This is a genomic window from Roseovarius nanhaiticus (assembly GCF_900156535.1).
Lineage (GTDB): Bacteria > Pseudomonadota > Alphaproteobacteria > Rhodobacterales > Rhodobacteraceae > Roseovarius > Roseovarius nanhaiticus.
Genome location: NZ_FTNV01000007.1, coordinates 1 through 22258, shown reverse-complemented (window position 1 = coordinate 22258; position 22258 = coordinate 1). Strand labels below are relative to the sequence as shown.

The 22258-nt window shown below is 61.5% G+C and carries 21 protein-coding genes, 1 pseudogene and 1 riboswitch; of the genes and pseudogenes, 7 read left to right on the top strand and 15 right to left on the bottom strand.

The annotated features are described in order from the left end of the window. Window positions 1-10: 10 nt before the first annotated feature. Window positions 11-190, top strand: a riboswitch (cobalamin riboswitch). Window positions 191-246: 56 nt separating this feature from the next. Together BW975_RS17440 and cobF are read left to right on the top strand one after the other, a co-directional pair. Further along, window positions 247-924 (top strand): energy-coupling factor ABC transporter permease, encoded by a 678-nt coding sequence (locus tag BW975_RS17440; protein ID WP_076535616.1) that lies wholly within the window; start codon window positions 247-249, stop codon window positions 922-924. A 60-nt stretch (window positions 925-984) separates the two neighbouring features. Continuing rightward, a complete protein-coding gene (cobF, locus tag BW975_RS17435; protein ID WP_076535615.1) occupies window positions 985-1722 on the top strand; it encodes a precorrin-6A synthase (deacetylating) in 738 nt (245 codons plus the stop codon). 388 nt (window positions 1723-2110) lie between these two features. Here the strand turns inward: cobF and BW975_RS17430 are convergent. Further along, a pseudogene (locus BW975_RS17430) lies at window positions 2111-2272 on the bottom strand (IS3 family transposase); the annotation flags it as partial. A gap of 161 nt (window positions 2273-2433) precedes the next feature. Here BW975_RS17430 and BW975_RS17425 point away from each other — a divergent pair. After that, on the top strand, window positions 2434-3459 hold the full coding sequence (locus tag BW975_RS17425) for an IS1595 family transposase (RefSeq protein WP_076535614.1): 1026 nt from the start codon (window positions 2434-2436) through the stop codon (window positions 3457-3459). Between the two features lie 64 nt (window positions 3460-3523). On the opposite strand, the gene BW975_RS17420 is transcribed toward BW975_RS17425, so the two are convergent. Genes BW975_RS17420 through BW975_RS17410 form a run of 3 tightly spaced genes read right to left on the bottom strand, consistent with a single transcriptional unit; the run spans window position 3524 to window position 5695 of the window. After that, entirely contained in the window at window positions 3524-4423 is a 900-nt protein-coding gene (locus BW975_RS17420; RefSeq protein ID WP_076535613.1) for a dihydrodipicolinate synthase family protein, read from the bottom strand. A 13-nt stretch (window positions 4424-4436) separates the two neighbouring features. After that, window positions 4437-5072 (bottom strand): LysE family translocator, encoded by a 636-nt coding sequence (locus tag BW975_RS17415; RefSeq protein WP_076535612.1) that lies wholly within the window; start codon window positions 5070-5072, stop codon window positions 4437-4439. Window positions 5073-5083: 11 nt separating this feature from the next. After that, a complete protein-coding gene (locus tag BW975_RS17410; RefSeq protein ID WP_076535611.1) occupies window positions 5084-5695 on the bottom strand; it encodes a LysE/ArgO family amino acid transporter in 612 nt (203 codons plus the stop codon). Window positions 5696-5792: 97 nt separating this feature from the next. Between BW975_RS17410 and BW975_RS17405 the strand changes: the two genes are divergently transcribed. Further along, on the top strand, window positions 5793-6698 hold the full coding sequence (locus tag BW975_RS17405) for a LysR family transcriptional regulator ArgP (protein WP_076535631.1): 906 nt from the start codon (window positions 5793-5795) through the stop codon (window positions 6696-6698). A 201-nt stretch (window positions 6699-6899) separates the two neighbouring features. On the opposite strand, the gene BW975_RS17400 is transcribed toward BW975_RS17405, so the two are convergent. The 11 genes from BW975_RS17400 to BW975_RS17350 all read right to left on the bottom strand — a co-directional run bounded on the left by BW975_RS17400 (window position 6900) and on the right by BW975_RS17350 (window position 18536). Then, window positions 6900-7097, bottom strand: coding sequence for a hypothetical protein (locus BW975_RS17400; RefSeq protein ID WP_076535610.1), 198 nt, complete (start codon window positions 7095-7097; stop codon window positions 6900-6902). Between the two features lie 22 nt (window positions 7098-7119). Then, a complete protein-coding gene (locus BW975_RS17395) occupies window positions 7120-9405 on the bottom strand; it encodes a VWA domain-containing protein (RefSeq protein ID WP_076535609.1) in 2286 nt (761 codons plus the stop codon). A 78-nt stretch (window positions 9406-9483) separates the two neighbouring features. Then, window positions 9484-10401 (bottom strand): hypothetical protein, encoded by a 918-nt coding sequence (locus BW975_RS17390; RefSeq protein ID WP_076535608.1) that lies wholly within the window; start codon window positions 10399-10401, stop codon window positions 9484-9486. 165 nt (window positions 10402-10566) lie between these two features. Continuing rightward, on the bottom strand, window positions 10567-11595 hold the full coding sequence (locus BW975_RS17385; protein ID WP_083687185.1) for a DUF3137 domain-containing protein: 1029 nt from the start codon (window positions 11593-11595) through the stop codon (window positions 10567-10569). A gap of 36 nt (window positions 11596-11631) precedes the next feature. Continuing rightward, on the bottom strand, window positions 11632-12393 hold the full coding sequence (locus BW975_RS17380) for an SH3 domain-containing protein (RefSeq protein WP_076535606.1): 762 nt from the start codon (window positions 12391-12393) through the stop codon (window positions 11632-11634). Window positions 12394-12406: 13 nt separating this feature from the next. Next, window positions 12407-12595, bottom strand: coding sequence for a hypothetical protein (locus BW975_RS17375; RefSeq protein WP_076535605.1), 189 nt, complete (start codon window positions 12593-12595; stop codon window positions 12407-12409). Between the two features lie 53 nt (window positions 12596-12648). After that, the gene (locus tag BW975_RS17370) at window positions 12649-13710 is read right to left on the bottom strand and encodes a hypothetical protein (RefSeq protein ID WP_076535604.1); all 1062 of its coding nucleotides are present in this window, start codon (window positions 13708-13710) and stop codon (window positions 12649-12651) included. Between the two features lie 55 nt (window positions 13711-13765). Then, window positions 13766-14491, bottom strand: coding sequence for a hypothetical protein (locus tag BW975_RS17365; RefSeq protein ID WP_076535603.1), 726 nt, complete (start codon window positions 14489-14491; stop codon window positions 13766-13768). Between the two features lie 41 nt (window positions 14492-14532). Beyond that, window positions 14533-16989: a hypothetical protein gene (locus BW975_RS17360; RefSeq protein ID WP_139194270.1), complete on the bottom strand. Its 2457-nt coding sequence runs from the start codon at window positions 16987-16989 to the stop codon at window positions 14533-14535. Window positions 16990-17114: 125 nt separating this feature from the next. After that, window positions 17115-18098 carry a hypothetical protein gene (locus BW975_RS17355; RefSeq protein WP_076535601.1) on the bottom strand — a complete coding sequence of 328 codons (984 nt, stop codon included), beginning with the start codon at window positions 18096-18098 and terminating at the stop codon, window positions 17115-17117. A gap of 69 nt (window positions 18099-18167) precedes the next feature. Next, entirely contained in the window at window positions 18168-18536 is a 369-nt protein-coding gene (locus BW975_RS17350) for a hypothetical protein (protein WP_076535600.1), read from the bottom strand. Window positions 18537-18776: 240 nt separating this feature from the next. Between BW975_RS17350 and BW975_RS17345 the strand changes: the two genes are divergently transcribed. The 3 genes from BW975_RS17345 to BW975_RS17335 are packed head-to-tail and all read left to right on the top strand — an operon-like array spanning window position 18777 to window position 22020. After that, complete coding sequence (locus tag BW975_RS17345) at window positions 18777-19196, top strand: putative pterin-binding protein (RefSeq protein WP_076535630.1); 420 nt, start codon at window positions 18777-18779, stop codon at window positions 19194-19196. Next, complete coding sequence (locus tag BW975_RS17340) at window positions 19193-20959, top strand: sensor histidine kinase (protein WP_076535599.1); 1767 nt, start codon at window positions 19193-19195, stop codon at window positions 20957-20959. The genes BW975_RS17345 and BW975_RS17340 overlap by 4 nt, the downstream gene beginning before the upstream one ends. Then, a complete protein-coding gene (locus BW975_RS17335; protein ID WP_170846631.1) occupies window positions 20956-22020 on the top strand; it encodes a response regulator in 1065 nt (354 codons plus the stop codon). The genes BW975_RS17340 and BW975_RS17335 overlap by 4 nt, the downstream gene beginning before the upstream one ends. Window positions 22021-22258: the final 238 nt, after the last annotated feature.

Below are 22258 nucleotides of genomic sequence, written 5' to 3'. Positions count from 1 at the left end.
CCGCTGTTTGACGTAGCGTCGGGATACGGTGCCACATCTGTGGCTTGAAAGGGAATCGGGTGAAAGACCCGTACTGCCCCCGCAACTGTAAGCGGTGAGTGCAAAGGCGAAACCACTGGCCAGATGGCTGGGAAGGGCCCGCGCGCATCGACCCGCAAGTCAGGAGACCTGCCGTAAAACCGGGGCCTTGTTGCCCCATACATAATTGGCGTCGCCGGAGGGGCGACTTAACAAGGGACTTATCTCATGCATATCGAACCGGGCGTCGTTGACGGCGCCAAGATGGTGTTTGCCTATGGCACCGCCGCAGCCGCTGCTGGCTATTCCGTCAAGCTGATCGCGGATGATCTGGCGGGACATAACATCGCATCCTTTGCCGTGCGTACCGTGCTGGCCACAATCGGCGTCTTCATGTTTTTCGAACTGCTGCCGCATTTCGCGGTCGGCGTATCCGAGGTGCATTTCATTCTCGGCACGACGCTCTTCCTGCTATTGGGTGCGGCGCCGTCTGCCATCGGGTTGGCGGCGGGCCTGCTGGTGCAGGGCATGTTCTTTGCCCCGACGGACCTGCCGATGTATTTCGTCAATGTCACGACGCTGCTTGTGCCGCTTTTTGCAATCGATGCGCTGGCGCGGCGCGTCATTCCGCAGGACCGGGCCTATGTCGACTTGGCCTATGCGGATGTGTTCAAACTGTCGGTCGCCTATCAGGGCGGAGTCGTTGCCTGGGTGGCGTTCTGGGCGTTCTATGGTCAGGGGTTTGGCGCGGACAACCTGAACGCCGTTTGGACCTTTGGCACGGCCTATATGCTGGTCGTCGTGATCGAGCCGATTGCCGATCTGGCGGTTCTTGCGGGCGCCAAGGCGCTGCGCGGCGGCGGTATTCGCGGGCTGTTCACGCACCGTCTTTATAGCGCGGGCTGATTGCTGGCTGATGTTTGCGGGCCCGGCGACGGGCCCGTTTTTTAAGCGTGGAATGATACCTTGATCGAAGACCTCTGGCTGATCGGGATTGGCACCGGGAGCCCCGCCCACGTGACCGGTGAGGGGATGCAGGCATTGCGTGATGCAAGCACGATCCTTCTACCGCAGAAGGGCGAGGGCAAGGATGATCTGGCCCAGATGCGCCTTCGCATCATCGCCGCCAGCGGCACGGCGGCGCACATCGTTCCATTCGATTATCCAGTCCGCGATCCGGACCTTCCTTATCAGGCGCGGGTCGGGGCTTGGCACGACCAGATCGCCGGGCGCTGGCAGGCGGCGCTGAGCCGGGCCGGCTCGACCGGCCCTGTCGCCCTGCTGGTTTGGGGCGATCCGTCTCTTTACGATAGCACCATCCGCATTGCCGAGCGTTTGGCGCCCTCGCCCAAAGTCAGAGTCGTGCCGGGGATCACCGCCATTCAGGCACTCACGGCGGCTCATGCCATCCCGCTCAACTCGGTAAACGGCCCGGTGCATATCACCACTGGACGGCGCCTGCGAAATCACGGCTGGCCCGAAGGCGCCGATACCGTCGTGGTCATGCTTGATGGGGAATGCAGTTTTCGGTGGCTGGACCCGAATGGCATTTATATCTGGTGGGGCGCGTTTCTCGGGATGCCGGAACAGGTTCTGCATCGAGGGCTATTGTCCGATGTCGCGGACAGCATATTCGAGCTGCGCGGTGGAAGCCGGGATAACCACGGATGGATCATGGATACGTATCTGCTCCGCAAGGTGTGATCTTTACGAATATTCGACACTGTCTGACGTCAGCGCCTATGGGACAGATTTGAGGTTTTCGTAACGGAGGATTTCTGGCTCATCGCAGCCACCAAGGAGCGAATCTATGGACGCCCCCTGCGCAAGGTGTTTTCAACTCCGGCTTCAACGGCATTGGATGCGTGAATCTATCCGGCCTTTTCCGAAGCTTTCTTGCTTCTGGCCTTGATGGGATCCGCGTATTTTCGTGCCTTCTAAGATGACCGGCCTTTGATGGCCATCGCTCCTTACAGGCTGTGAATAGGCGGCCCCTGCTGTTATACCATAGTCACTTACCTCGCATTCTCGAACATCGAAGCGCTCTGCGCCCCCGCTATGCCGCTTTCACCACTGCGCAAGATCGACTAGGCCAGCCGACGATCTTGTGGGCATAGGCATCGATGATGAAAGGGACACAGATGAACCCCTTCCAAGTGGCAACGTAGGTGAAATCGCTGACCCAGAGTACGTTGTGCGCAAGAACGCGAAACTTACGGTTCACCTTGTCCAGCGGGCATGGAGCCTTCTTTTCCAGATAAATAAATACCCTATTATCCACGAGAAAAAGCAGGTTCGTCGTGAACGCTCAGCCCGCTCGCCTCTCGACCGCTTCGACAACGCCATAACGTAGTCGCTTCCGGTTCGGAGCAACCAGCCAATCTTCTGGGGTATGACCCGAAGCGAGGCTACGTCATGATAACCGAACTGAAGTCCGTCCGCGACGTCTGGAAGAAGATGCCCACCCAGCGTCACGCGCGACTCTTTCTCGAGAACGCCATCTGGGGCGATGACCGGTTCTGTCCCCACTGCGGCAGCCTGAGCTCACGCCCGCTGTGCGGAGCGTCCGTCCGCGCTGGCCTGTATCAATGCGCCGAGAAGGAGTGCCGCAGTCAGTTCACCGTCACGACAAGGACGCCACTCCATGCGACGAAGCTCGACCTGCGGATCTGGATTGCAGCGATGTTTCTCGTGCTCACGTCTTCCAAGGGCATATCGTCGGTTGTGATGTCGCGTATCCTCGGCGTGAACCAGAAGACAGCGTGGAAACTCGGCCATGCCATCCGTGAAATGATGGACGATCGGCAGAGCATCGCCGGGCGGTTGTCGGGTGTGGTCGAGGTCGACGAGGCTTTCGTCGGCGGCAAGCCAAAGTTCCGCCATGGGGTCAAGAACAAGCGTGGGCGTGGGACAGGCAAACCGATCGCCCTCGTTGCTGCCGCGAGGAATGGTCAGGCTCGCGCGATCCTGCTCCCGAACACCCAAGGGCGCACGATGAAGCCCATCATGGAGGACTGGATCGACCCGGGTTCCGTGCTCGTCACCGACAAGAACCCGAGCTACAGGAAGATCGGCACTTCGTTCGCGAACCACCACACCGTGCAGCACAACAAGCGCCAGTATGCCAACAGGAAGACCGGCGCGCATATCAACACCGTCGAGGCCGTGAACGCCGTTGTCCAGCGTGCCCTGATCGGTGTGTATCACCGACTGGCGCAGAAGCATCTTCAGAGATATCTCGACGAGATCATCTGGCGCTGGAATCACCGTGCCCCGGAGACCAGGGTGCGGACGCGGAAGTCTGCATCTGGCCGTTCATCGAGCGAGACGACAATCGTCTGGAAACCGATCCCAGTCGTGGACCAGATGCGAGGCCTTCTCTGCGAGGCCGTCGGCCGTCAGATACGACGAACACCCTCATGGGGGCTTCGCTGGCCATGATCCCCAGCGGAGAAGGTCTCCGCATAAAGCCCTTCCAAGACATTTCAGGCGAGATGCTGAGCGGTCAGGCGGCGACCTGGAGGAGCGGACGCAGAGCATCCTCCACCCTTCCGCGGCACGCTTGATCGAGAGGTAGGATCGGACGTGGCGGCGTAATGCCCCCGAACCCGAGGATTTCGGAGATGGCGAACATCACCCGGAAGCTCCCGAACTCCCGGAATAGCGCCCAGAGGGGAGCGAAGGCGTGGTCGAAACGCTCGACTCCGGCCACATTTCCTGCCTGGGCAGCACGGGTGAGCGCGAGTGCGGGTTCCGGCAGGAGACCGGCCACCACGCTATACCAGCAGGCGCCACCAGCGAGCAGCGCATCTTTCGCACCCCAGTCGCCGCTGTAGCCGATGGAGAAGTTCTCCGGCGTCACGGCCCGCAAGCGCTGCATCTCGCCCGCATAGTCGCCATCCGCAGGCAGTGGCATCTTCACCGAGGTCACGTTCGGAATCTCGGCCAGTCGCGCAATCAGGTCCGGGCCGAAGGTGAATTTCGTGGTGCCGGGGTTGTTGTAGATGCACAGGGGGAGCTCGCCGGCCGCAGCGACGGCCTCGAAATGGCGGAACACCTCCTCGTCGGTCAGCGGCTGGTAGGACATGGGCGCGAGAAGAAGACCGTCCGCGCCGGCCTGCCTGGCATCTCGCGCGAGATCCTCGGCAACGTCGGTTGTGAGCGCGCCGACTCCGACAATGAGCGGAGTCCGTCCCGCCACGCATTCCACGGCCGTCCGCAGGGTGCGCTTGCGCTCTTCTGGCGTCAGGTAGGCGTATCCGCCGGTGCTGCCGAGCAGTCCGAGGGAATCGGCCCCCGCTGCCATGATCCGCTCGAGGAAGCGTTGCAGGAGTTCAGGCTTCAGTTGGCCGTTATCGTCGGTGGGCGTGAGGGGGAAGGCCGACAGGCCAGTGAAAAGGGTCATGCGAGCATCTCCTTCAAACGCGTGACAGGAGGAGGCGAAGGCCGGCGAATCCAAAGAAGGCGGCCAGGACGCCTTCGATCCCGCGCCGGGCGCGACGGTAGAGACGAATCATCGGCGCCGTCGAGAACGCGAGCGCGTAGCCACCGAAAATCGTCACGCTTAGGACCGCGCAGCCCGCCAGAATGGTGGCCACGTCACGCCACGAAGCCTCGGCGCCGAGGCCGAGCGTGACGAGGGCGATCCAGGCCAGCACTGCCTTCGGATTGGCCAAGTGCATGATCAATCCATGGCGATAGAGCGCGGCAGAGGACGGAGAAGCATCAGATCGTGCGACGCCGGTTGAGGTCGCGGTGTCGGGCGTCATCGCGCTCCGGGCCGCGCGCACCGCGAGGTAGAGCAGATAAAGACCGCCGAAGATCTTCAGAACGATCAGGGCTTCGGCATAGTGCGCGAGCAAGGCGGACACACCGGTGGCCGCAGACAGACCCCAGAACAGCGATCCGGAGATGACGCCCGCGGCCAGCGCCAGCCCGGCCTGCCGACCGTGATTCATCGCCACGCCCATGATCCGAAGGGTGCTCGGACCGGGGCTTCCGGCCGCAATCACGTAGGCGGTGAAGACGACGAGCAGGTGGTTGATGTTGTCCATCGCGTGTCCTCTCAGGTTCCGGCCAGCAGCTTGAAGGCGATGATCCACATCACCATCGCGATGAGCGTCTCGAGGATGCGCCAGGCCGTCGGCCGCTCGAACACCGGGCGCAACTTGATGGCACCGTAGCCGAGGGCAAAGAAGAAGACGAACGACCCGAGAACCGCGCCGACAGCGAAGGACCCTTGGCTGCCGGTGAACTGGGTGGAGATGGTTCCCAGAAGGACCACCGTGTCGAGATAGACGTGCGGGTTCAGCCAGGTGAGGGCGAGACAGGCCACCAGCGTGCGGAAGAGGTCGGTCTTCGGCAGCGAGGAATCTGCGGCCAGCGCCTCGTTCGACCGCAGCGCGGACATGAGGCTCTTCACGCCATACCAGGTCAGGAAGGCCGCGCCGCCATAGCGCATGACGGGCTCGAGCCAGGGCAACCATTCGGAGACAGTCCGGAAGCTGGTCACCCCCACGGTGATCAGGATCGCGTCCGAGATCGCGCAAGCGAGGCAGACAGCCAGAACATGTTCACCCCGCAGCCCCTGCCGAAGCACGAAGGCATTCTGTGCGCCGATCGCCACGATGAGACTGAGGCTCATCATCATGCCCGTGAAGAAGACTGCGAGATCCATGTGCTGGCCTCCGATCCGAAAGTCTACCCTTGGACTATGAGGTTCGCTAAGATTAGACAAATTAAACACACTGATGCCAGTGAAGGTAAGCTAAATGGTGGTGGACTACGCAGCTCTCAGGGCAGTCGCCGCGGTCGTCAGGTCTGGCAGCTTCGAGCGTGCCGCCGCGTCACTCAACGTGACCCCCTCGGCCGTCTCGCAGCGCATCAAGCATCTGGAGGAGCGCCTCGGTGCGGTGCTCATAGAGCGTGGGACGCCATGCACCGCCACGGACAAGGGCCTTGCCCTATGCCGGCACATGGACCGGGTTGGAATGCTCGAGAAGGACCTCATGGCGCAGCTGCCCGAACTCGCCGGACCTGAAGGTGCCGGGCTGCGGGTGACTCTCAACATAGCCACGAACGCCGACAGCCTTGGGACCTGGTTTCTTGAGGCCATCGCATCCTTCACTAAGGCCAGCGACTATCTTGTGAACGTGGCAATAGACGATGAGGATCATACGGCCGACTGGCTGCGGCGTGGCCGGGTGCTTGCCGCTGTCACGTCGCTCGAGCGCCCTGTGCAGGGATGCCGTGTCACGCCGCTCGGCTCCCTGCGCTACCAGGCGACGGCGAGTCCCGACTTCGTTGCTCGATACTTCCCCGATGGGGTGACGGAGGATGCTTTCCAGCGCGCGCCCGCTCTCACCTTCAACCAGAAGGACCGCCTTCAGAATGTCTGGGCCCGCGAGGTGTTCGGGCACGACATGTCATTCCCCACCCACTGGCTTCCCTCCACGCAGAGCTTCCTGGAAGGCAGCGTCGCCGGCATGGGGTGGGCGCTCAATCCGATCCAGCTGGCGAAGCGCCACCTCGAGCGCGGAGATCTCGTCGAGCTTGTCCCGGGGAAGGTGCTGGAGCGGTACCTGTTCTGGCAGATCAATCGGCTGGCCGCCGATCAGCTTCACGAGCTGTCCCGGTCAGTTACCTCGGTAGCGCGGCGCGAGCTGGACTCGCGAGCATGACGTTCGCTGGAAACGGTTGCTTTAGCCGCGAAGCGGCCTCCGAGACGCTTATGCTTCTTTTCGTGGATAATAGGGAATAAATATTTTAAATGCCCATTAATACAAGTGTTTCTGATTGCACACCTCAATACGGTAAGGGGTTGCTTTGAAGACGTGATCTCCACCTTTCCACATTGATGCGGTCGGCCGGTGATCGCGTCATCACAGCTGATCTTTCAGAAATACCGTATCTTGCCGCAGCTCGTGCGAAGCAAAGCCACGCGCAGGGCTGACCCGCGTTCGCAGGCGGGTGAAGCGGGCGCGGACACGCTGCGGATCGACCATCTGCGCTGTGTCGAGCAGGTAAGATTGCAACCGGTTGATTTCCGCGTGCTCGCTAGTGCTCAGCGTTACGCTCATCTCCAGGGCGCCTTTGCCATGATCACTCGACCCGGATAATCCGGCGGGCCAGTACTGACTGGCCGGGAATGTCCAGGAACCGCAGCTCATACATGCCCGGCTCGTCGGGAAGGGTGATTGAAACCGGCGGCGCGCCGTCGATCTTGATGGCGGTGAGCCAGGTGAAGGTCGCCTGATCTGCCCGCGCGATCGAAATGCGTTGATCGCCGCCGGCATTTTGCACCGTCCATTCAACACTGATGGTCGCTCCGGCGGCGGCAGTCTCGGGCGCGCTCAGGCTAGCGCCGCTTTGCAGCGCGGCATCCGCGTTAAGCACCTCGATGGCGTGCCGCGCAAGCACGCGGCGGCCCTCGTTCAGCACATAACGCAGCTCGTAAAGGCCCGTCTCGGCGGGGGCAGCCAGCTTGGCATCGGTGTTCTCACCGACCCTGACATAGGGACCGAATTTCTCATCCGGCGTGCCGATTGGAACGATCGTGACGTAGTCTTGGCCATGGACGGCGCCGGTCCACGCAACGCCAATCGTGTCCTCGGCCCTGATCTGATCGGGGCCGCTTAGCGTGACCTCCGGCTCGGTGATCTCGATGGGCTTTGACGCCAGCGTGCGTCGGCCCTCGTTCAGCACGTAGCGCAGCTCGTAAAGGCCGGTTTCACCTGGCGCCTGCAGATCATTCTCGCTGTCGTCCCCGACTCGGATGTAATTCTTGGCGCTGCCCTCATCGGACCCCATCGGCACGATGGTTATGAAATCCTGTGGCGCGACCGTTCCGATCCAGCTGACGCGGATCTTGTCCCCGGCGAGTGCCGTGGCGGGGGCGTCCAGCGTCACCTCCGGCTCGGTGATCTCGATGGGCTTTGACGCCAGCGTGCGTCGGCCCTCGTTCAGCACGTAGCGCAGCTCATAAAGGCCGGTCTCACCGGGCGCTTGCAGGTCATTCTCGCTGTCATCGCTGACCCGGATGTAATTCTCGGCGCTGCCCTCATCGGCGCCCATCGGCACGATGGTTATGAAATCCTGCGGCGCGACCGTTCCGGTCCAGCTGACGCGGATCTTGTCGCCGGCGAGTGCCGTGGCGGGGGCGTCCAGCGTGACCTCCGGCTCGGTGATCTCGATGGGCTTTGACGCCAGCGTGCGTCGGCCCTCGTTCAGCACGTAGCGCAGCTCATAAAGGCCGGTTTCACCTGACGCCTGCAGATCATTCTCGCTGTCGTCCCCAACCCGGATGTAATTCTCGGCGCTGCCCTCATCAGCGCCCATCGGCACGATGGTAATGAAGTCCTGCGGCGCGACCGTTCCGGTCCAGCTGACGCGGATCTTGTCCCCGGCGTGTGCCGTGGCGGGGGCGTCCAGCGTCACCTCCGGCTCGGTGATCTCGATGGGCTTTGACGCCAGCGTGCGTCGGCCCTCGTTCAGCACGTAGCGCAGCTCATAAAGGCCGGTCTCACCGGGCGCTTGCAGGTCATTCTCGCTGTCATCGCTGACCCGGATGTAATTCTCGGCGCTGCCCTCATCGGCGCCCATCGGCACGATGGTTATGAAATCCTGCGGCGCGACCGTTCCGGTCCAGTTGACGCGGATCTTGTCGCCGGCGAGTGCCGTGGCCGGTCCGTCCAGCGTGACGTCATATTCAGGCTCCGGTTCGGGCTGAGGTTCAGGCGCAGGTTCGGGAGTGGACACGGCCTCGCTAACGCTTGCCAAGGCTTTGCCGAGTTCGTCAGCGTTGCCAGCCGACAGATATTGACCACCGGTCCTGTCCGCGAGGCAGGACAGCGCACTCGCATCCGCATCGCCAAGACCGAAGCCGACGACATGCGCGGTAAAGCCGACGCCGCCTTTTTCCAGCGCATCGGCTAGCGCGCAAGGGTCGCGCTCGCAGCTCTCCAGCCCGTCCGAGATCAGGATCACGGTCGCGGGCATATCTGTGTAGGACATTTCGGTCGCGGCGCGCTCAACGGCGCTTGTCAGGGGCGTCTTGCCGGTCGGAGTGATCGCGCCAATCCGCTCGAGGATACCCGCGCGGGTATCCTGCGCCGGCGTGACAAGTGTTTCGATATCGGTGCAATCGCCGCGGCGGCGATGGCCATAGGCCATCAGCCCAACATTGCGGTCGGCGGTCCACTCGCCCAGCAAGTTTTCCATCACATCGCGCGCGATCTCGATCTTGGCAGTACCGTCGATCTGGCCCCACATCGAATTCGAGCCGTCAAAAACGATCATCACGTTTTCATCGGCGGCATACGCGGCCGTGGAATAGGCCAGAGTGCCGACAAGCGAGAGTGTCGCCGCGTTGAAGAGGGTATGTTTCATATTCACTTCCTTCGCGTGTGATGATCCGTATGCGGTGCGCCTTGTTGCCGATATCGAGCCTTACTGCTTGGCAAGCTGTCAAGGCATCATGCCGTCACTTAGGTGGCCTATGACGGTTCCGTTCGCTTCGAGCGCAGTGGCGGCATCTGTCATAGCGGCCTGCAAAGCCGCCGCTTCGCGACCTATGCTCTCGCCCTCAGCCTGCCCAAGTATCTTACCCGTTTCGATGTCGATTTCCTGAGCAAAGACCAAGTAACCGTCAGGCTTTTCTACCCGGAATATCTTGAAACTCAGAAGCCGGCGCGGCGGGTCGAGCTTGCCCGGCTCGGCAAGGCAGATCTCGCGCATCCCGATTTCGGGCAGGATTGCGTTGTTGCGGCCCATCCGGAACCGGATGTGCCGGGTGGAGCCGTCGCGGGAGGCGCCGGCCAAATCGCGGTCTGTCTCGAGAACGCGGAAGTAGTCGCCCGGCGCGAACTCGGCGCGCGGAGTCATGCCGCGCGCAGCGAGAAAGCCGCGCGTCGCGGTCTTTTCGTGGGCAAAGGTATCGGACGACGCGACAGCGTCATCATGACATCCCTCAAGGTCCGGCATGGAGGTGTCGCGCGGCTCCATCGCAACGGGAAAGGTGTATTTGAAGCCGTGCGTCACACCTTCGATCTTGCCAACAAAATTCTTGTGGCCAAGAACGCGCATCGTCAGCTCACCGCCTTCGATGTCGATGTTCTGCGCGACATATGTCGTGCCATTGGTCGCAGATTGCAAAAAGACCATGCTCTTGCCGCCCTGACTGATGACGAACTCTCGCCCGCATTGGTTGACTTCCACCTCGAACAGGCCCTCGCTTTGCGGCTTGCGGATGATCTGGCCAACCCAGCCCTCACGATTGTTGTAGGCCTGCGCGATACGCCCGGCATCCGGCAGGGCATTTCCCGGCGCGACGTTGGCGAAGCTCTTACCAGAGAAATACTCGTAGGTGCCTTCACAAGGTGGCACTTCACCTCTGGCGGGACCGGCCAATGCCGTGACGGCCGCTAGAATGAACAGCGAAGCGGGGCTCTTTCTGCGCCCCCCTTGCAAGGACATAGACTGCACTTCACCCGGCTTTGGGCCGGGTCTGTCGCGACGTGCTGGAACACTCATGTCCTTCTCCTCCTTCGCTTAGGGTTCGGGATGATCGCCGTGCAGGCGATCGATGATGCGGCGGGCTGTGGCGATATCGTCGAATACGCCGTGCAGATCCTCCTCGATCTTGTCCGCCGGGGCGGTCAGGCCGCCTATCTTGATGAAATCCACATCGCGCTTGAGGGCCATGAAGAAGGAGACGTCGTGAAACCCCGCCTCCAGCCCTTTGGCGCCGTGGCGACCACCCTCGTCCTTGGCCAATGGCACGAGGCTGTCCAGGAACTCGGGCGCCAGTACGTTACGCGCAATTTGCGGATCGGCTGAATATGCCTCGAAATGTCGCTCGAATTCGGCGTGGCCGGTTTCGACCTTGGGCATGCCGCGCCCGGAAGTGCCGCCAAACATCTCGGTCAGTTTGTTGCCCATGCCGAAATCGCGCGCGATCAGGATGCGCGTCGGAATCGGGTCCGGGACACTAATGCGCAGAAGCAAACCCTTGAACAGCGTCTTGCTGGAACGATCGCCAGTATCGTTATCTGCGTTTGCGCTGCTTTGGCTCTTATCACTGATGAGCTTGGCCTCGACAATTTCGAAGGCCGTGTCGCGGTAAGTACCTTCCAGCCGATCGCTAACCTGCGACCGCGTAAAGGGCCGTATGACGCCCATTTTTTGCATCCGCTCCAGCGGAAATCCCTTGTGGGCTTCGCGGTCGTAGTTGAGATTTGCCAAGAAATCGCAGACTACGGGCATCACGATCTGTGCGGCCTCGCTACTCCACCTGACCGCCTGCCGCTTCCACAGAAGAAGGGCGGCGACGGCACCGAAGGCCATGGGCACGCCGAAACCGATCAGGAGCCCAGCCGGGCCGTTTGCACCCGTCCCGAAGATCACGAACAACAGCCCCAATGCCGCACCGCCCGCAAGCGCCATCGCGGCATACCTTTTTGCCGCGGCCAGAATGGCCTGTCGCTGCGCTTCTAGCTCACTCAGGCGGGGAGCGACGCGACTCCGGAACACCTCGCTAAAGTCGGCCTCAATCGGGCTGCGTTCAGTAAATTCGGTCATGTCTCCTCCGGCTGATCGTTTCGGGCAGAAGGCCAGTCACGGGAATTCCCAGCCCTCGTGTTCAATCCGCATTATGCGTAGTGCCGGGTCGGCAAGCGATGTGTCGATGCGCAGATGAAACACCGCGCGGTCCGGGTGGCCGAAATTGCGGAAATCGGCGTACACGGTGATCATACCGCGATGCATCGCGCGCTGCGGCGCCGGGAACACTTCCAACTCGGTGATCTCAGTGTCCTGCGCATCGAAAAGTGGATCTGCGCCTAAGTCGCCGCGCTTCAGACGCACGACGGCATCTTGGAAAAAGTAATTCCTTGCGACGGACGGATGCAGCGGCCCGATCGCGCTTTGACTTCTGGCGCTTTGGTGTAGGTCATAGACTTGGCGCACAAGCGACACTGCTTCTGCGATCAGCGGGTCGCCGGCAGGCTGGTAGGCTGCCGACGTGTCCTCGGCTAAAAACCGCGCTGCGACCCAGCCCTGGATGCGGCGATCGGCACTTTGCATCAGGCACCACCGAGAGGGAAGGGCGCTGCGCTGGCTATCGGTCAGCTCCCAGTATTTTTGGCGGGGCAGGAACGGAACGCATGTGACCATCTGCAAGCCAGTGGCATCTGGCGTAAAGGCACCGATCACCAGATAGTCGGCTCCGGGCCCGGTGCGGGCATTCAGCACATCATTCGCGGACACCCCAGTGACCTGCCAGGCATCCGGGCCATGCCCATCCATCTGCGCCAACGCGCCGGATGGGGCCATCAACAGCATGGCGACAGCGATGAGGCGTCTGGATAATGTCGGCATGGCAAAAACTCCTCTACAAAGACTGCGTGCTGTCTATCGAGCGCACCCAGTAGAAGAGCGCGCCCAAGAAGGCGGCACAAGCGCTCATCCGGTTGATGGACGACAGGGCATCCGTATCGCGGCCGATACTCGTCAACGGGTTCTTGAGTAGGTCGCCGAGTTGCGAAAACTTCGCTCCTATTGCGGGCGTCTCAAAAGTCATGGGATATCCTTCCGCCGTGTCCGTATTTGCCCTTTCGCATAGCTTGGCTGGGATCAGGGCGCATTATGCACCCCAGTTACCGGGGATCCGATCGCCTGGTAGGCCTCCTCCGCCGCTTCCGCGCGTCCCTGGCGGCCTCGCGATGTCCCCTTGGCGTAATGGGCTTTTTTGAAAACACGCATATCGGCATCCAAAAGACCGGCCTGAACATCGTAGATGCCGTCTTCCTCGACCCCGAGGAACTTGAACCTTAGCATATTGTCGGCCGCGGGATATTCCTTCTCTGGCGCCGCCGCCGCGCACAGATCCGCCGTAGCCCCGGGATCGTCGACGCGGACTCGCCCAGTGTCGGAGCCGTCTGTCGTAACAGGCAGCAGGCGTCCACCCGCGTCCAGCAGGAGATTGACTTCGATGAAGGTCGTGGTCTCGGGCGGAAACACCCGGCAAGTCTTTACGCCGGTCAATTCGATTGGACAGCCGGGTTCGCCGGGGAGGATTTCGGTCACGCCCTTGTCTGACTGGCGGGTTTTCGCAACGGATCGCAGAGCCGAGATGTAGCGTCCGGCCTGATCCCTCGGCACACCTAGTTGGTCGGCGATAATGCCGATGACCTCACTGCGCAGCACGGGATCGACGGTAAGGCGGTCATAATTGGATGGCCCATCCTGCAAAGCGGACTTGCCGCAGCCTCCCATATCGGGGCTGGTCCCGTCCACGAGCGTCATCTCGAAAATGACGCCGCCATTGGAGCCTGGTATCAGGATCTGCCCCGTCAGGCGGTCGGGGGACCAGATATCGAACACGGCGGGCGCGCCTTGGTGTGAGCCGACATAATGCGCGGGATCATTGGCGCTTTGCTTGAGCGAGATCGCTCCATCGCCGTGTATGACCAGCGTGCGGCCGCAATCCTCGACGTCGATGCGGACGGGTTGTTTGCGGTAGGGGTTGGACACGCCGGTGACCTTGCCCTGAACGGGCGGCGATGCGCCGGTGACGGCAGATATGAATTCCCCCTCACAAAGCGTGGCCGCGCCAGCGGTCTGAGGCACAGCCCAAGACACGGCCAGAGACACGCCAAGCATTCGAATTGTCTGGCTGAATTTGGGCATCGTCATTTCTTCTTTCCTGTCTTGTCGTGGCGCGGCGTCTGACTGAGAGGGCGGACGGATATCACTCGCCGTTGGTGGCATCTTTGCAGACATCGAGGACGGCTTGGGCCAGTGTCATGGCGACGGCTTTGTTCTTTGCCATATCGGCACTGACGTCGACTTTTACGCTGAATTCGGTGGCTCCGGTCAGAACGTCGAGTTCCTTGGTGCGAATGTTCCACGCGGCGGCATCGCCGATACCTGCCACCGGCTCGAACATGATCCGCTCGGTGGCGGCACCCAGCAGCGTCTTGGCGATCTTGCGGGTCTTTTCATCCTCATCTTTCATGTTCTCGGTGATTGCGGCCCGGGCTGTCTCGCGCTCTTCTGCGGTCATGTTGCGATGGGCGCGCTGGAACCGTTTGACGGGGTCGTGCGCATCACGGTCGAAATAATGCGATGCCGTGTAAGCCTTGATGCCGCCCAGAGTAATCATGTTTGGGATCGGGAGTTCGATTTTCATGGTCGATCCGCTCATCGTTCGGGTGCGATCGCTGGGCCAGAAATAGGACAGCGTGTGCGAGCGCCCCTTGTCATAGTCGACCTCGACCTCTTCGGGCGCGCCTTTCACATAGGGTGCGATGTGCTCCAGCGTGAGCAGGGCATCCAGCGTGCCGATGTGCCGTTGCAGGCAGGTCTCTGCCTCTGTGATCGCGGATGTTGCCGCATGCGCCGTATCCGATGCATAGCCGCACGCCGCGGCGCTGGCTGCAATGGCAAGGGGCATGGCGAAACTGCGGTAGATCATTGATTGTTTCCCTATCGTTGAGTGTGACTATCGGCCGCTTCCTAAAAGTCGCTCAAATCGAGGCTGTCGAGGGCGTCACCCAACTTGTCGCTCATGGCCTCCCCGCTTTCGAAGATCGGCGCGCCGGGCATGGCGCCGGCGGCAGCAGCGCTGCCCTTGAGGCCGAGAGGAACGCCGCTGATGGCGACCCCGCCAAATAGGCTGTCGTCGTCATAGCCGTCGTCGGTCGAATGCACGTTGAAATGCCCCACCGCCTTGTCGCGGCCGAGTGGAGTATCGCACCTCCCGGAGGTCCGTTCTCGCAGAATGTCGAACTCAAAGGTTCCCGCGATCCGGCCTTGCTCGGCCGCCTCCAACGTCAGCCGACCGGGCGAGCAGAGGACGGGCTCGCACCCGATCCTTGCGGCGTATTTGCGAACCTTCTGCTGCTCTTCAGCGGTCATGGTGCAGGCCACCCAGCTTTCACGCTCTTGATCGGGGTCCGCCTGGAACCCGCGGCGGGCCGCGTCGAAAAACGCCTGTTGCAAAACCTCAAGGTTGAACACGGGCGCCTCATCCTTTGGGTATCGGGCCTTGTCGACCGCTCCGGCCACGCTTTGCGGTCCGCCTTTCGGGTCCTTCAAAGTGGCGGTAAGCAGCATCTGGCACATCTCATCATCGTTGCTGCCCACGAATGTCGCGTTGATTTTCGTGGCCTGCCGCGCGCGCGCCTTGGAGGCAGCATCCTTTGCCGCCGGGTTGGTGCTGTCCAGCGTGGCGCGCCCCTCTGCAAGCTTATCGTGCAATTGCTGCGCCGTCGCTTTATCCACTACGCCGCCGCGTTCCGCCTTTTGGGTGATGATATCCAGCTGGTCCGCGACTCCTGTCATGCTGCGGACGAAATCGGGCACCGCCCGCTCGATGTCGCGGCCCCTTTCTTGAGGCGTGACCAGATTGAAGAGGGCGCGCGAGGACGCGCCGCCGCTGCAGGACCATTGCGGTGGGCCGCGCACGGCAAAGCCTGGCGGAAGCTCGCCGGCGATTGCGCCGACATCGCCCGATGGCATCCCGGCGGTCACTTCATTGCCGTAGTAACCTTCGACCTCGATGCGCATTGAAAATTCGGCATTTTCCGTCTCGGCCGCATCCTCGGCGACATTGGCAACGCGGACGAGGTAGTCCGCGACACCGTCCCCGGACGGGCCGATCTGCTCGACATCCGTGTAGGGCGCGGTGGGATCCATAGGCTTCTTGATCAAGGTGTCTTCGACGATGAGGTGCAGGTCATTTCGATCGGTCCCGTCCGCTGCGTCGAGGGTGAAGCGCACCTTGTAGGGGATCGGGCTGGCATCCTGCGGAAGCTGGACACGCACACGCCATGCCCGCGCCGCGAGCGGTTTCAGTGGGCCACCGGTGAGCGCGCTGGTCGTCCTGTGTATATCGGGGGCGCCCAGATCGACCTGCTGAAGATCGCCATAAAAACGGTCTTTGGTAAGATACTGCGCCACGAATTGCGGGAAGAGATCGTAGAGGCCGGCGCTATAGGCCCGGATGGCGTTGTAATTCGCCGCCGCTGCCTTCAACCCGCGATCGACATTGACGATGCCGCCGTCAGCCCACGGTTCGTTCCCTTCGAAGATGTAGCGGGTGAAGGCGACCCTTTCGCCATCGGTGCGCCCGATCATGTCGCCGACGGCGTACCAAAAATACCAGGTGCCATAGTCGCAGTACCACGACACCGTTTCGAGTGCTGTCATCTCGGGCCGCTTGGCGCGTTCCATGTGCTCGGCTGGTAGCGCCCCCATGTGTAGCGACTGATCGAATGTCTGAACCCATGCGGCCCGGTGCGATCCCTTGAAGGGGTGATCCCAAGAAACATCTTCTGTCCCCTCCAGCCAGCGGATCTGGACCATCGCGGCCGTCCCCTCGATCAGCCAGCTGAGATTGGTATCCAGCTCATCGCGGGGGCCGGGGCATTGCGGGTTTTGGGGCGCCACGCGCATGGCCGGGGTCAGCGGCGGACTCATCTTGTCCTGAATTGCATGGAAAAGCTCGTGAACGGCCGAGGCCTTCATCAACGTCCAGATCGGGGTGTCGGCAGACAGCACCCCCGGGTTCGAAGTAAGCAGCATCTCGCCGTCCGATGTGTGAGAGGAGCCTGCGCCGCCCGGATCACGCTTGAGGTGGCCCAGATAAGCCTCGCCTGGCCCGACGTTCAGGTCATCATCCTCGGTTTTCTGGACTGGTTCCGGAAATCCGAGGGACTGATACCAAATGCTCGCCGCCTTGAGGACTGTCTCATGCTTTTGCGCGATTTCGCCGCGCTCGCCAAGCGGCGCGATGTAGGTGTCCCATTCTTCGTATTTCTTGTGAGGTTTTTCGATCTCGGCGTTCATCACCACCCATTCGGTCGTCGGCCATTGCGCCCAAGCTTGCGTGCAGAGCGTGGACACAAGCAAGACGGACGGCAGGAGGCACCGGCGGCGGAAACCAAAGGACGGCTGAGCGTCTGTTTTCATTTGTTCTCCCTCCCGGTTCCGCGCTGAGTTCGGTTGGCTAACGCGCGATGAGATGCCACCATCTGTCGGATCACGATCGCGCAATGCGTGTCGCCCATTTTGATGTCTTGCAGCGGTCTGCAGCATCAGGTCAGGGCGGCCTCAGTGGGGGCGGCCTCCCGTACGCTCCCTGCGCCCAAAGCCCGCTCCTTCAGATTGCGGAACTTGGCGGACATCTGCTCCAACTTGGCGTCCCACTCGGGGTTGGGCTCCTGACCTTCGATCGTCTTGAAATAGACCTGCATCATGCAGGCGATGGCAAAGGGCTCCAGAAGCGCGGCCTTGACGCTCCAGGCAAACAGCAGGGCAAAGACGACGCCCCCGGCAGCCCAAGCGCCCGGCATGAGGTAGACGACCAGCGCCGCGGGGGCGAGCATGACGATGAACACCGCGAAGCTGAGGCCATAGACAATGATCGCCAGCCAGGCGGCATTTTTCAGCATCACCTTGTAGTTCTGCCCATAAAGCACCAGCGCCTCCTTGGCCGACATCCAGGCGTTGTCAGACTGGGTCCGGATCGCATAGGCGAGGATGACCTCGTCGATAAACCCGACCGCGATCTTCAGGAATGCGGACAGGATACCGCCCAGTTGTTGCACACCGGGGATCGGCAGGATGGTCAGGATACCGCGCACCAGTCCGGTGATGGCCCGAACGACGCCCTTGATCAGTTGGTCGATGGCGAAAAGGACGCTGGCCTCTGCAAATCGTTCCTTGACCACCGCAGTCGCATGGTGAATCTGGCTGCGCCCCTCGGGCATCGGCTTGCCGTCGATCAGCTCGATCAGCACCGCGATATGCCCTGCCTTGACGATGTAGAGGATGTATTCGCGCGCCCAATACATGATTGCGCCGAAGATGCCGAAGCCTGCAAGGCCGCCCCACATCGTGCTGCTGGCTCGAAATCCCTCGTCGCCAAAGCCGCCTACGCCCCAGCCCACGCCGGCGCCTACGCCCGTGACCAGGATGTAACCCAGCGTAATTCCGAAATAAACGGCGATGCGCAAAAGGATGAATGGCAAGGTTCGCACCATCATCCCCAGCGCACCGCCTATACTAAAATCCCACATGAAAAAGTCCTTGCTGAAAATTGCTCTTTGAAATTTCGGTGCCAGTCCTGCCGGCGTAGTCGCCACACATCACGACTCGCATGTGCTGTTGCCATACCTCGCCGCGCAGGCCCTGGCGGCGCAGGAGTCGATTTGCGGATTGCGCTGCCGCGCCTTGATGTCGACAGTTTCGATGTCGGTATAGGGGACCGACACGGTCTCCATGACCTGCTGGCAATTCGTCACCGTCCCCACGGTCGTGCAGGTTGATCGGCCTGTCGGGCGCTCTTCGCTACGGTATTTCGTGACGGCCTCCTGCCGGTAGACCGGCGGGATCTTAAGCAGCCATTCTGCCTCGCAATGCTTGCGCTCGGCCCGGTACTCAGGCGTGCCGCAGCTGGACAGAGCGACCAGCCCGACGGCGCAAAAATAGAGCGCGGACTTCTTAAGTGGCGGCATACATTTACTCCGTACTTCCGATTCCGCTCGCTTCATTTGAGGGTTCCCAAGGGATGTTCACATGACCTGACCGCACTCCGCCCCGTTCGTTTAGAGGGGGCGGCGAAAGATTTCCCTACGTAAGGTTTGCACAAACAAGCGCTTGCTGGTGAACTGTTGTCGGACCGGTCTGGGAGAATGGACATGTTGAGGCAAGCCCGAGCGGCTCTGAGTGGTGCAATGCTGATGAGCGGGGCGGCCATGGCCGACCCGGGAGATGTGATCCTTGAGGTGACGGGCCGCATCGCGGATGGCCCCGCCGCGCTGGATCGCGCCATGTTGCAAACCCTGCCGTCTGTCACAATCACGACCTCGACTGTCGTCACGGATGGCGTCCACGCCTTCTCGGGCGTTCTGATGCGGGATCTTTTGGACAGCCTCGATGCACAGGGCGATCAGGTGATGGCGATTGCCCTGAATGAATATGCGGTGGACATCCCCATGAGCGATTTCTACGACTATGACGTCATCATCGCCTCTGCCATGGATGGCAAGGCGCTGACGCGCGATGATAAAGGGCCACTCTGGATCGTATATCCGCGCGACGACCACGAGGCGTTACAGGACATCCGTTATGATTATCGCTGGGTTTGGCAGCTCTCTCGACTTGATGTGCGATGAGACAGTTCCGCCGCCTCTGGCTGATCCTGCCGCTGGCAGCCGTCCTTGTGTTCTCGGGTCTGCTGTCATTTTCGCTCGTGCGTATGTTCGCCGTCCAGAACGCCATGCGTGTCGGCGCAGAACAGAACATGCTCTGGGTGTTTCACCAAAGCGACGTGGCCGCCCTGCGCCTGACCAAGATAGTTGCGCTGGCTGAACTGGGAGAAGCCGGGCAGGACGATCTTGCACTCTGGTTCGACATCTTGTCCGGCCGAATCTCCTTGCTGAATGACGGGCCACAGCGCCGTTCCGTCGAGGAAATTGGATTTGGTAAAGATCTGGACCGGCTGACCGATGCCCTTATAGCCATTTCGCCGATGATCGACGATTTCACGCCCGATGACGGCCCGCGTCTGCGCGCAGCACTGGCACCCTTTACGACGGTTCTGGGCCGGGCGGCGAACGCGTCGATGATCGCGGAATGGGACGAACTCGGCGGGCGGCTGGAGGCCTACCGCCACCAGCTCCACCAGAATATCCTGTCGCTGATCGGGATCATGGTCGCGGGCGGCATCCTAACGGTCACGCTTGTCATTGCGCTGCGGCAGTCGCGCGCGCGCAATCACTTGTTGCGGCGAGAGCGGGATTTTTCTGGCCTGCTGATCTCGTCCAGTGGGGAAGGTATCTTGGCGGTGGACAGACATGCAAAGTGCTCGTTGTGGAACGATGCGATGGCAGAGATGATGAACCAGACGGCAGAGCAGGCCATTGGACGGCATCTGTCCGACGTCGCCGGTTTCTTCGACATCGCGCCGGTGCGGGACGGCGTGGTGCGCGCCCTTGCCGGAGAGACCTCACGGTTGACGCTTCAGCCCCTGTTTTCCAGAGAGAATGACACGCCGCTCCATGTCGATCTGAGGTTTTTTCCGATGCGCAACGATGGTGCGATCCTTGGTGCGATCCTGTTCATGCAAGACGCATCTGACCGCCACGTAGCCCAGCAAAAGGACGCCGAGGACCGCGACCGTCTGGAAGAATTGGTTGTCGAGCGCACGCGTGATCTGGATAGCGCACTCCAACGTGAACGATCGGCGGCCGACCTTTACCGCAACTTTGCAGCGATGGTGTCGCATCAGTTCCGCACGCCGCTGGCGGTGGCGGATTCAGCGCTGCAACGCCTGATCCGGCGCGGCCCGCGCGCCGACGCCAGTGAAATGGCCGAACGTGCGGGCCGCGCCCGCACCGCCATTGCCGGCCTCACGCGGCTGGTGGACAGCACGCTGGATGCCGCGCGACTGGATGCGGGTCAGATCGGCGCCCGCCGGGAGGAGTGCGACTTGAACGAGATCGTAGATTCGATCTGCAACCGCCAGCGCGACGCGGCGCCGGACCGGCGGATTGGGATCAGGCAGGCCAACCCCGGACAGGCCACCGTGTTCTGCGATCCGGCCCTGGCCGAACAAATTCTGGAAAACCTGTTGTCCAACGCCGACAAATACGCCGCCCCTGAAACCGCTATATCCCTAACCCTGCACGGCGACGGCGAAAGTCTTTTTTGTGATGTTCACAATTCTGCTAACCCGATTCCTCCGGAAGATCGCGAGCGTCTGTTTGAGCGCAATCACCGCGGATCGAACAGCGTAGGCGTCGCAGGTACCGGCATCGGGTTGTTCATGGCGCGCACCGTGGCACGCATGCAAGGCGGTGACGTCACCTTGCTACCCGATGACGACGGCGTGACTTTTCGCGTGACGCTGCCTCGATGCAAAGAAGGCCAGACATGATGGGTGACACCGGTTCCGCCCTGATCATGGTGATCGAGGACGAAGAGGCGCTGCGGTGCGATCTCGTCGAAGAATTGCAGGAAGCCGGGTATTGCACCTTGGCCGCAAAAGACGGTCAGACGGCACTGGACCTATTGGCTGGAACCGCGCCCGATTTGTTGCTCTGCGATATAACCATGCCCGGTCTGGACGGATATGATGTCTTGCACCGGTTGCGCGCCGAGCGTCCTGAACTGAGCGCCACGCCATTCGTCTTTCTGACAGCCTTGTCAGACCCCCGCGAGATCATCGAGGGGAAACTTCAGGGTGCTGACGATTATCTAGTCAAACCTATCGATTACGACCTGTTGCTGGCCACCATCGCGGCCCGCCTGCGTCAGGTCAATCGTATCCGTAGCCGCCATGAGGGCGAGATGAAAACGCTGCGCCATGCGCTGGCGGGATTGTCCGGTGGCGGTGTCAGCGCCGGGGTCGAAGCGGCGCTCGACCTCATCTCGCTCGGGGTTGTCTTGCTGGACGGGCGCGGCAGGCCGGTTCATGTTAACCGCGCGGCGCATGAAATTGGCAGCGACCCGGATTTCATCCAGACGGGGCCGGACGTGTTGAGCTCCCCCGATCCCGTCTCTAATCGGGAATTGCAACGCGCCCTGCGTGAGACGCTGGACACTGCGAAGGCCGGGAACGAGACTGTCGTCGGCGTGATGCTGCACCGACCCCAGGATGCCAGATCCGTCCCGGTGCTTTTCTGCTCACTGGCCGTGGCAGGAGGCGCGCCACCGGATCAACCTCATGTCGCGCTGTTCCTTTCTGCTCCGGACCAGCGGAAACGCGTTCCAGATACGCTCCTGATGGACCTGTTTGGCCTGACTCCGACCGAAGCGCGGGTTGCCGGAGCGCTCGCCCACAGCACCCGTGCGGCTGATGTCGCAGCTGAGCTAGGCGTGTCGCAGACGACGATCTCATTCCACATGCGCAACCTGTTCCAGAAAACCGGCACAAACCGACAGGCCGATTTGATCGCCTTGATCCTCGCTGGCCCGATGATGATACAGTCGGAATGAGATGAAAGCCGCTCCATCATGGAAGGCGATCCGGAAATCTGAATGCCATCTTGAGTCTATAGCTACTGTAGCTCTTTCAAGGCCCAAAATTTGCTCGTCACCAACCTTCGTATGTGGTGATGCGAGCCGTACTCATACCATTAATCGCATTTTCCGGAGTGTTCGCGAAGGCAACAGAAAGGCCGAGTCTTCTCGCTGGCATGCTTGCTGTGAGAACAAAATCGCCCGGCCATCCAGT

Excerpts from the sequence above, each read along its gene's own strand:
- BW975_RS17335 (WP_170846631.1), top strand. The coding sequence starts at position 20,956 with ATGATGGGTGACACCGGTTCCGCCCTGATCATGGTGATCGAGGACGAA.
- BW975_RS17385 (WP_083687185.1), bottom strand. The coding sequence starts at position 11,595 with ATGACCGAATTTACTGAACGCAGCCCGATTGAGGCCGACTTTAGCGAG.
- BW975_RS17375 (WP_076535605.1), bottom strand. The coding sequence starts at position 12,595 with ATGACTTTTGAGACGCCCGCAATAGGAGCGAAGTTTTCGCAACTCGGC.
- BW975_RS17425 (WP_076535614.1), top strand. The coding sequence starts at position 2,434 with ATGATAACCGAACTGAAGTCCGTCCGCGACGTCTGGAAGAAGATGCCC.
- BW975_RS17355 (WP_076535601.1), bottom strand. The coding sequence starts at position 18,098 with ATGTGGGATTTTAGTATAGGCGGTGCGCTGGGGATGATGGTGCGAACC.
- BW975_RS17360 (WP_139194270.1), bottom strand. The coding sequence starts at position 16,989 with ATGAAAACAGACGCTCAGCCGTCCTTTGGTTTCCGCCGCCGGTGCCTC.
- BW975_RS17345 (WP_076535630.1), top strand. The coding sequence starts at position 18,777 with ATGGCCGACCCGGGAGATGTGATCCTTGAGGTGACGGGCCGCATCGCG.
- BW975_RS17440 (WP_076535616.1), top strand. The coding sequence starts at position 247 with ATGCATATCGAACCGGGCGTCGTTGACGGCGCCAAGATGGTGTTTGCC.
- BW975_RS17350 (WP_076535600.1), bottom strand. The coding sequence starts at position 18,536 with ATGCCGCCACTTAAGAAGTCCGCGCTCTATTTTTGCGCCGTCGGGCTG.
- BW975_RS17410 (WP_076535611.1), bottom strand. The coding sequence starts at position 5,695 with ATGGATCTCGCAGTCTTCTTCACGGGCATGATGATGAGCCTCAGTCTC.
- BW975_RS17415 (WP_076535612.1), bottom strand. The coding sequence starts at position 5,072 with ATGGACAACATCAACCACCTGCTCGTCGTCTTCACCGCCTACGTGATT.
- BW975_RS17380 (WP_076535606.1), bottom strand. The coding sequence starts at position 12,393 with ATGCCGACATTATCCAGACGCCTCATCGCTGTCGCCATGCTGTTGATG.
- BW975_RS17400 (WP_076535610.1), bottom strand. The coding sequence starts at position 7,097 with ATGAGCGTAACGCTGAGCACTAGCGAGCACGCGGAAATCAACCGGTTG.
- BW975_RS17365 (WP_076535603.1), bottom strand. The coding sequence starts at position 14,491 with ATGATCTACCGCAGTTTCGCCATGCCCCTTGCCATTGCAGCCAGCGCC.
- BW975_RS17420 (WP_076535613.1), bottom strand. The coding sequence starts at position 4,423 with ATGACCCTTTTCACTGGCCTGTCGGCCTTCCCCCTCACGCCCACCGAC.
- BW975_RS17340 (WP_076535599.1), top strand. The coding sequence starts at position 19,193 with ATGAGACAGTTCCGCCGCCTCTGGCTGATCCTGCCGCTGGCAGCCGTC.
- BW975_RS17370 (WP_076535604.1), bottom strand. The coding sequence starts at position 13,710 with ATGACGATGCCCAAATTCAGCCAGACAATTCGAATGCTTGGCGTGTCT.
- BW975_RS17395 (WP_076535609.1), bottom strand. The coding sequence starts at position 9,405 with ATGAAACATACCCTCTTCAACGCGGCGACACTCTCGCTTGTCGGCACT.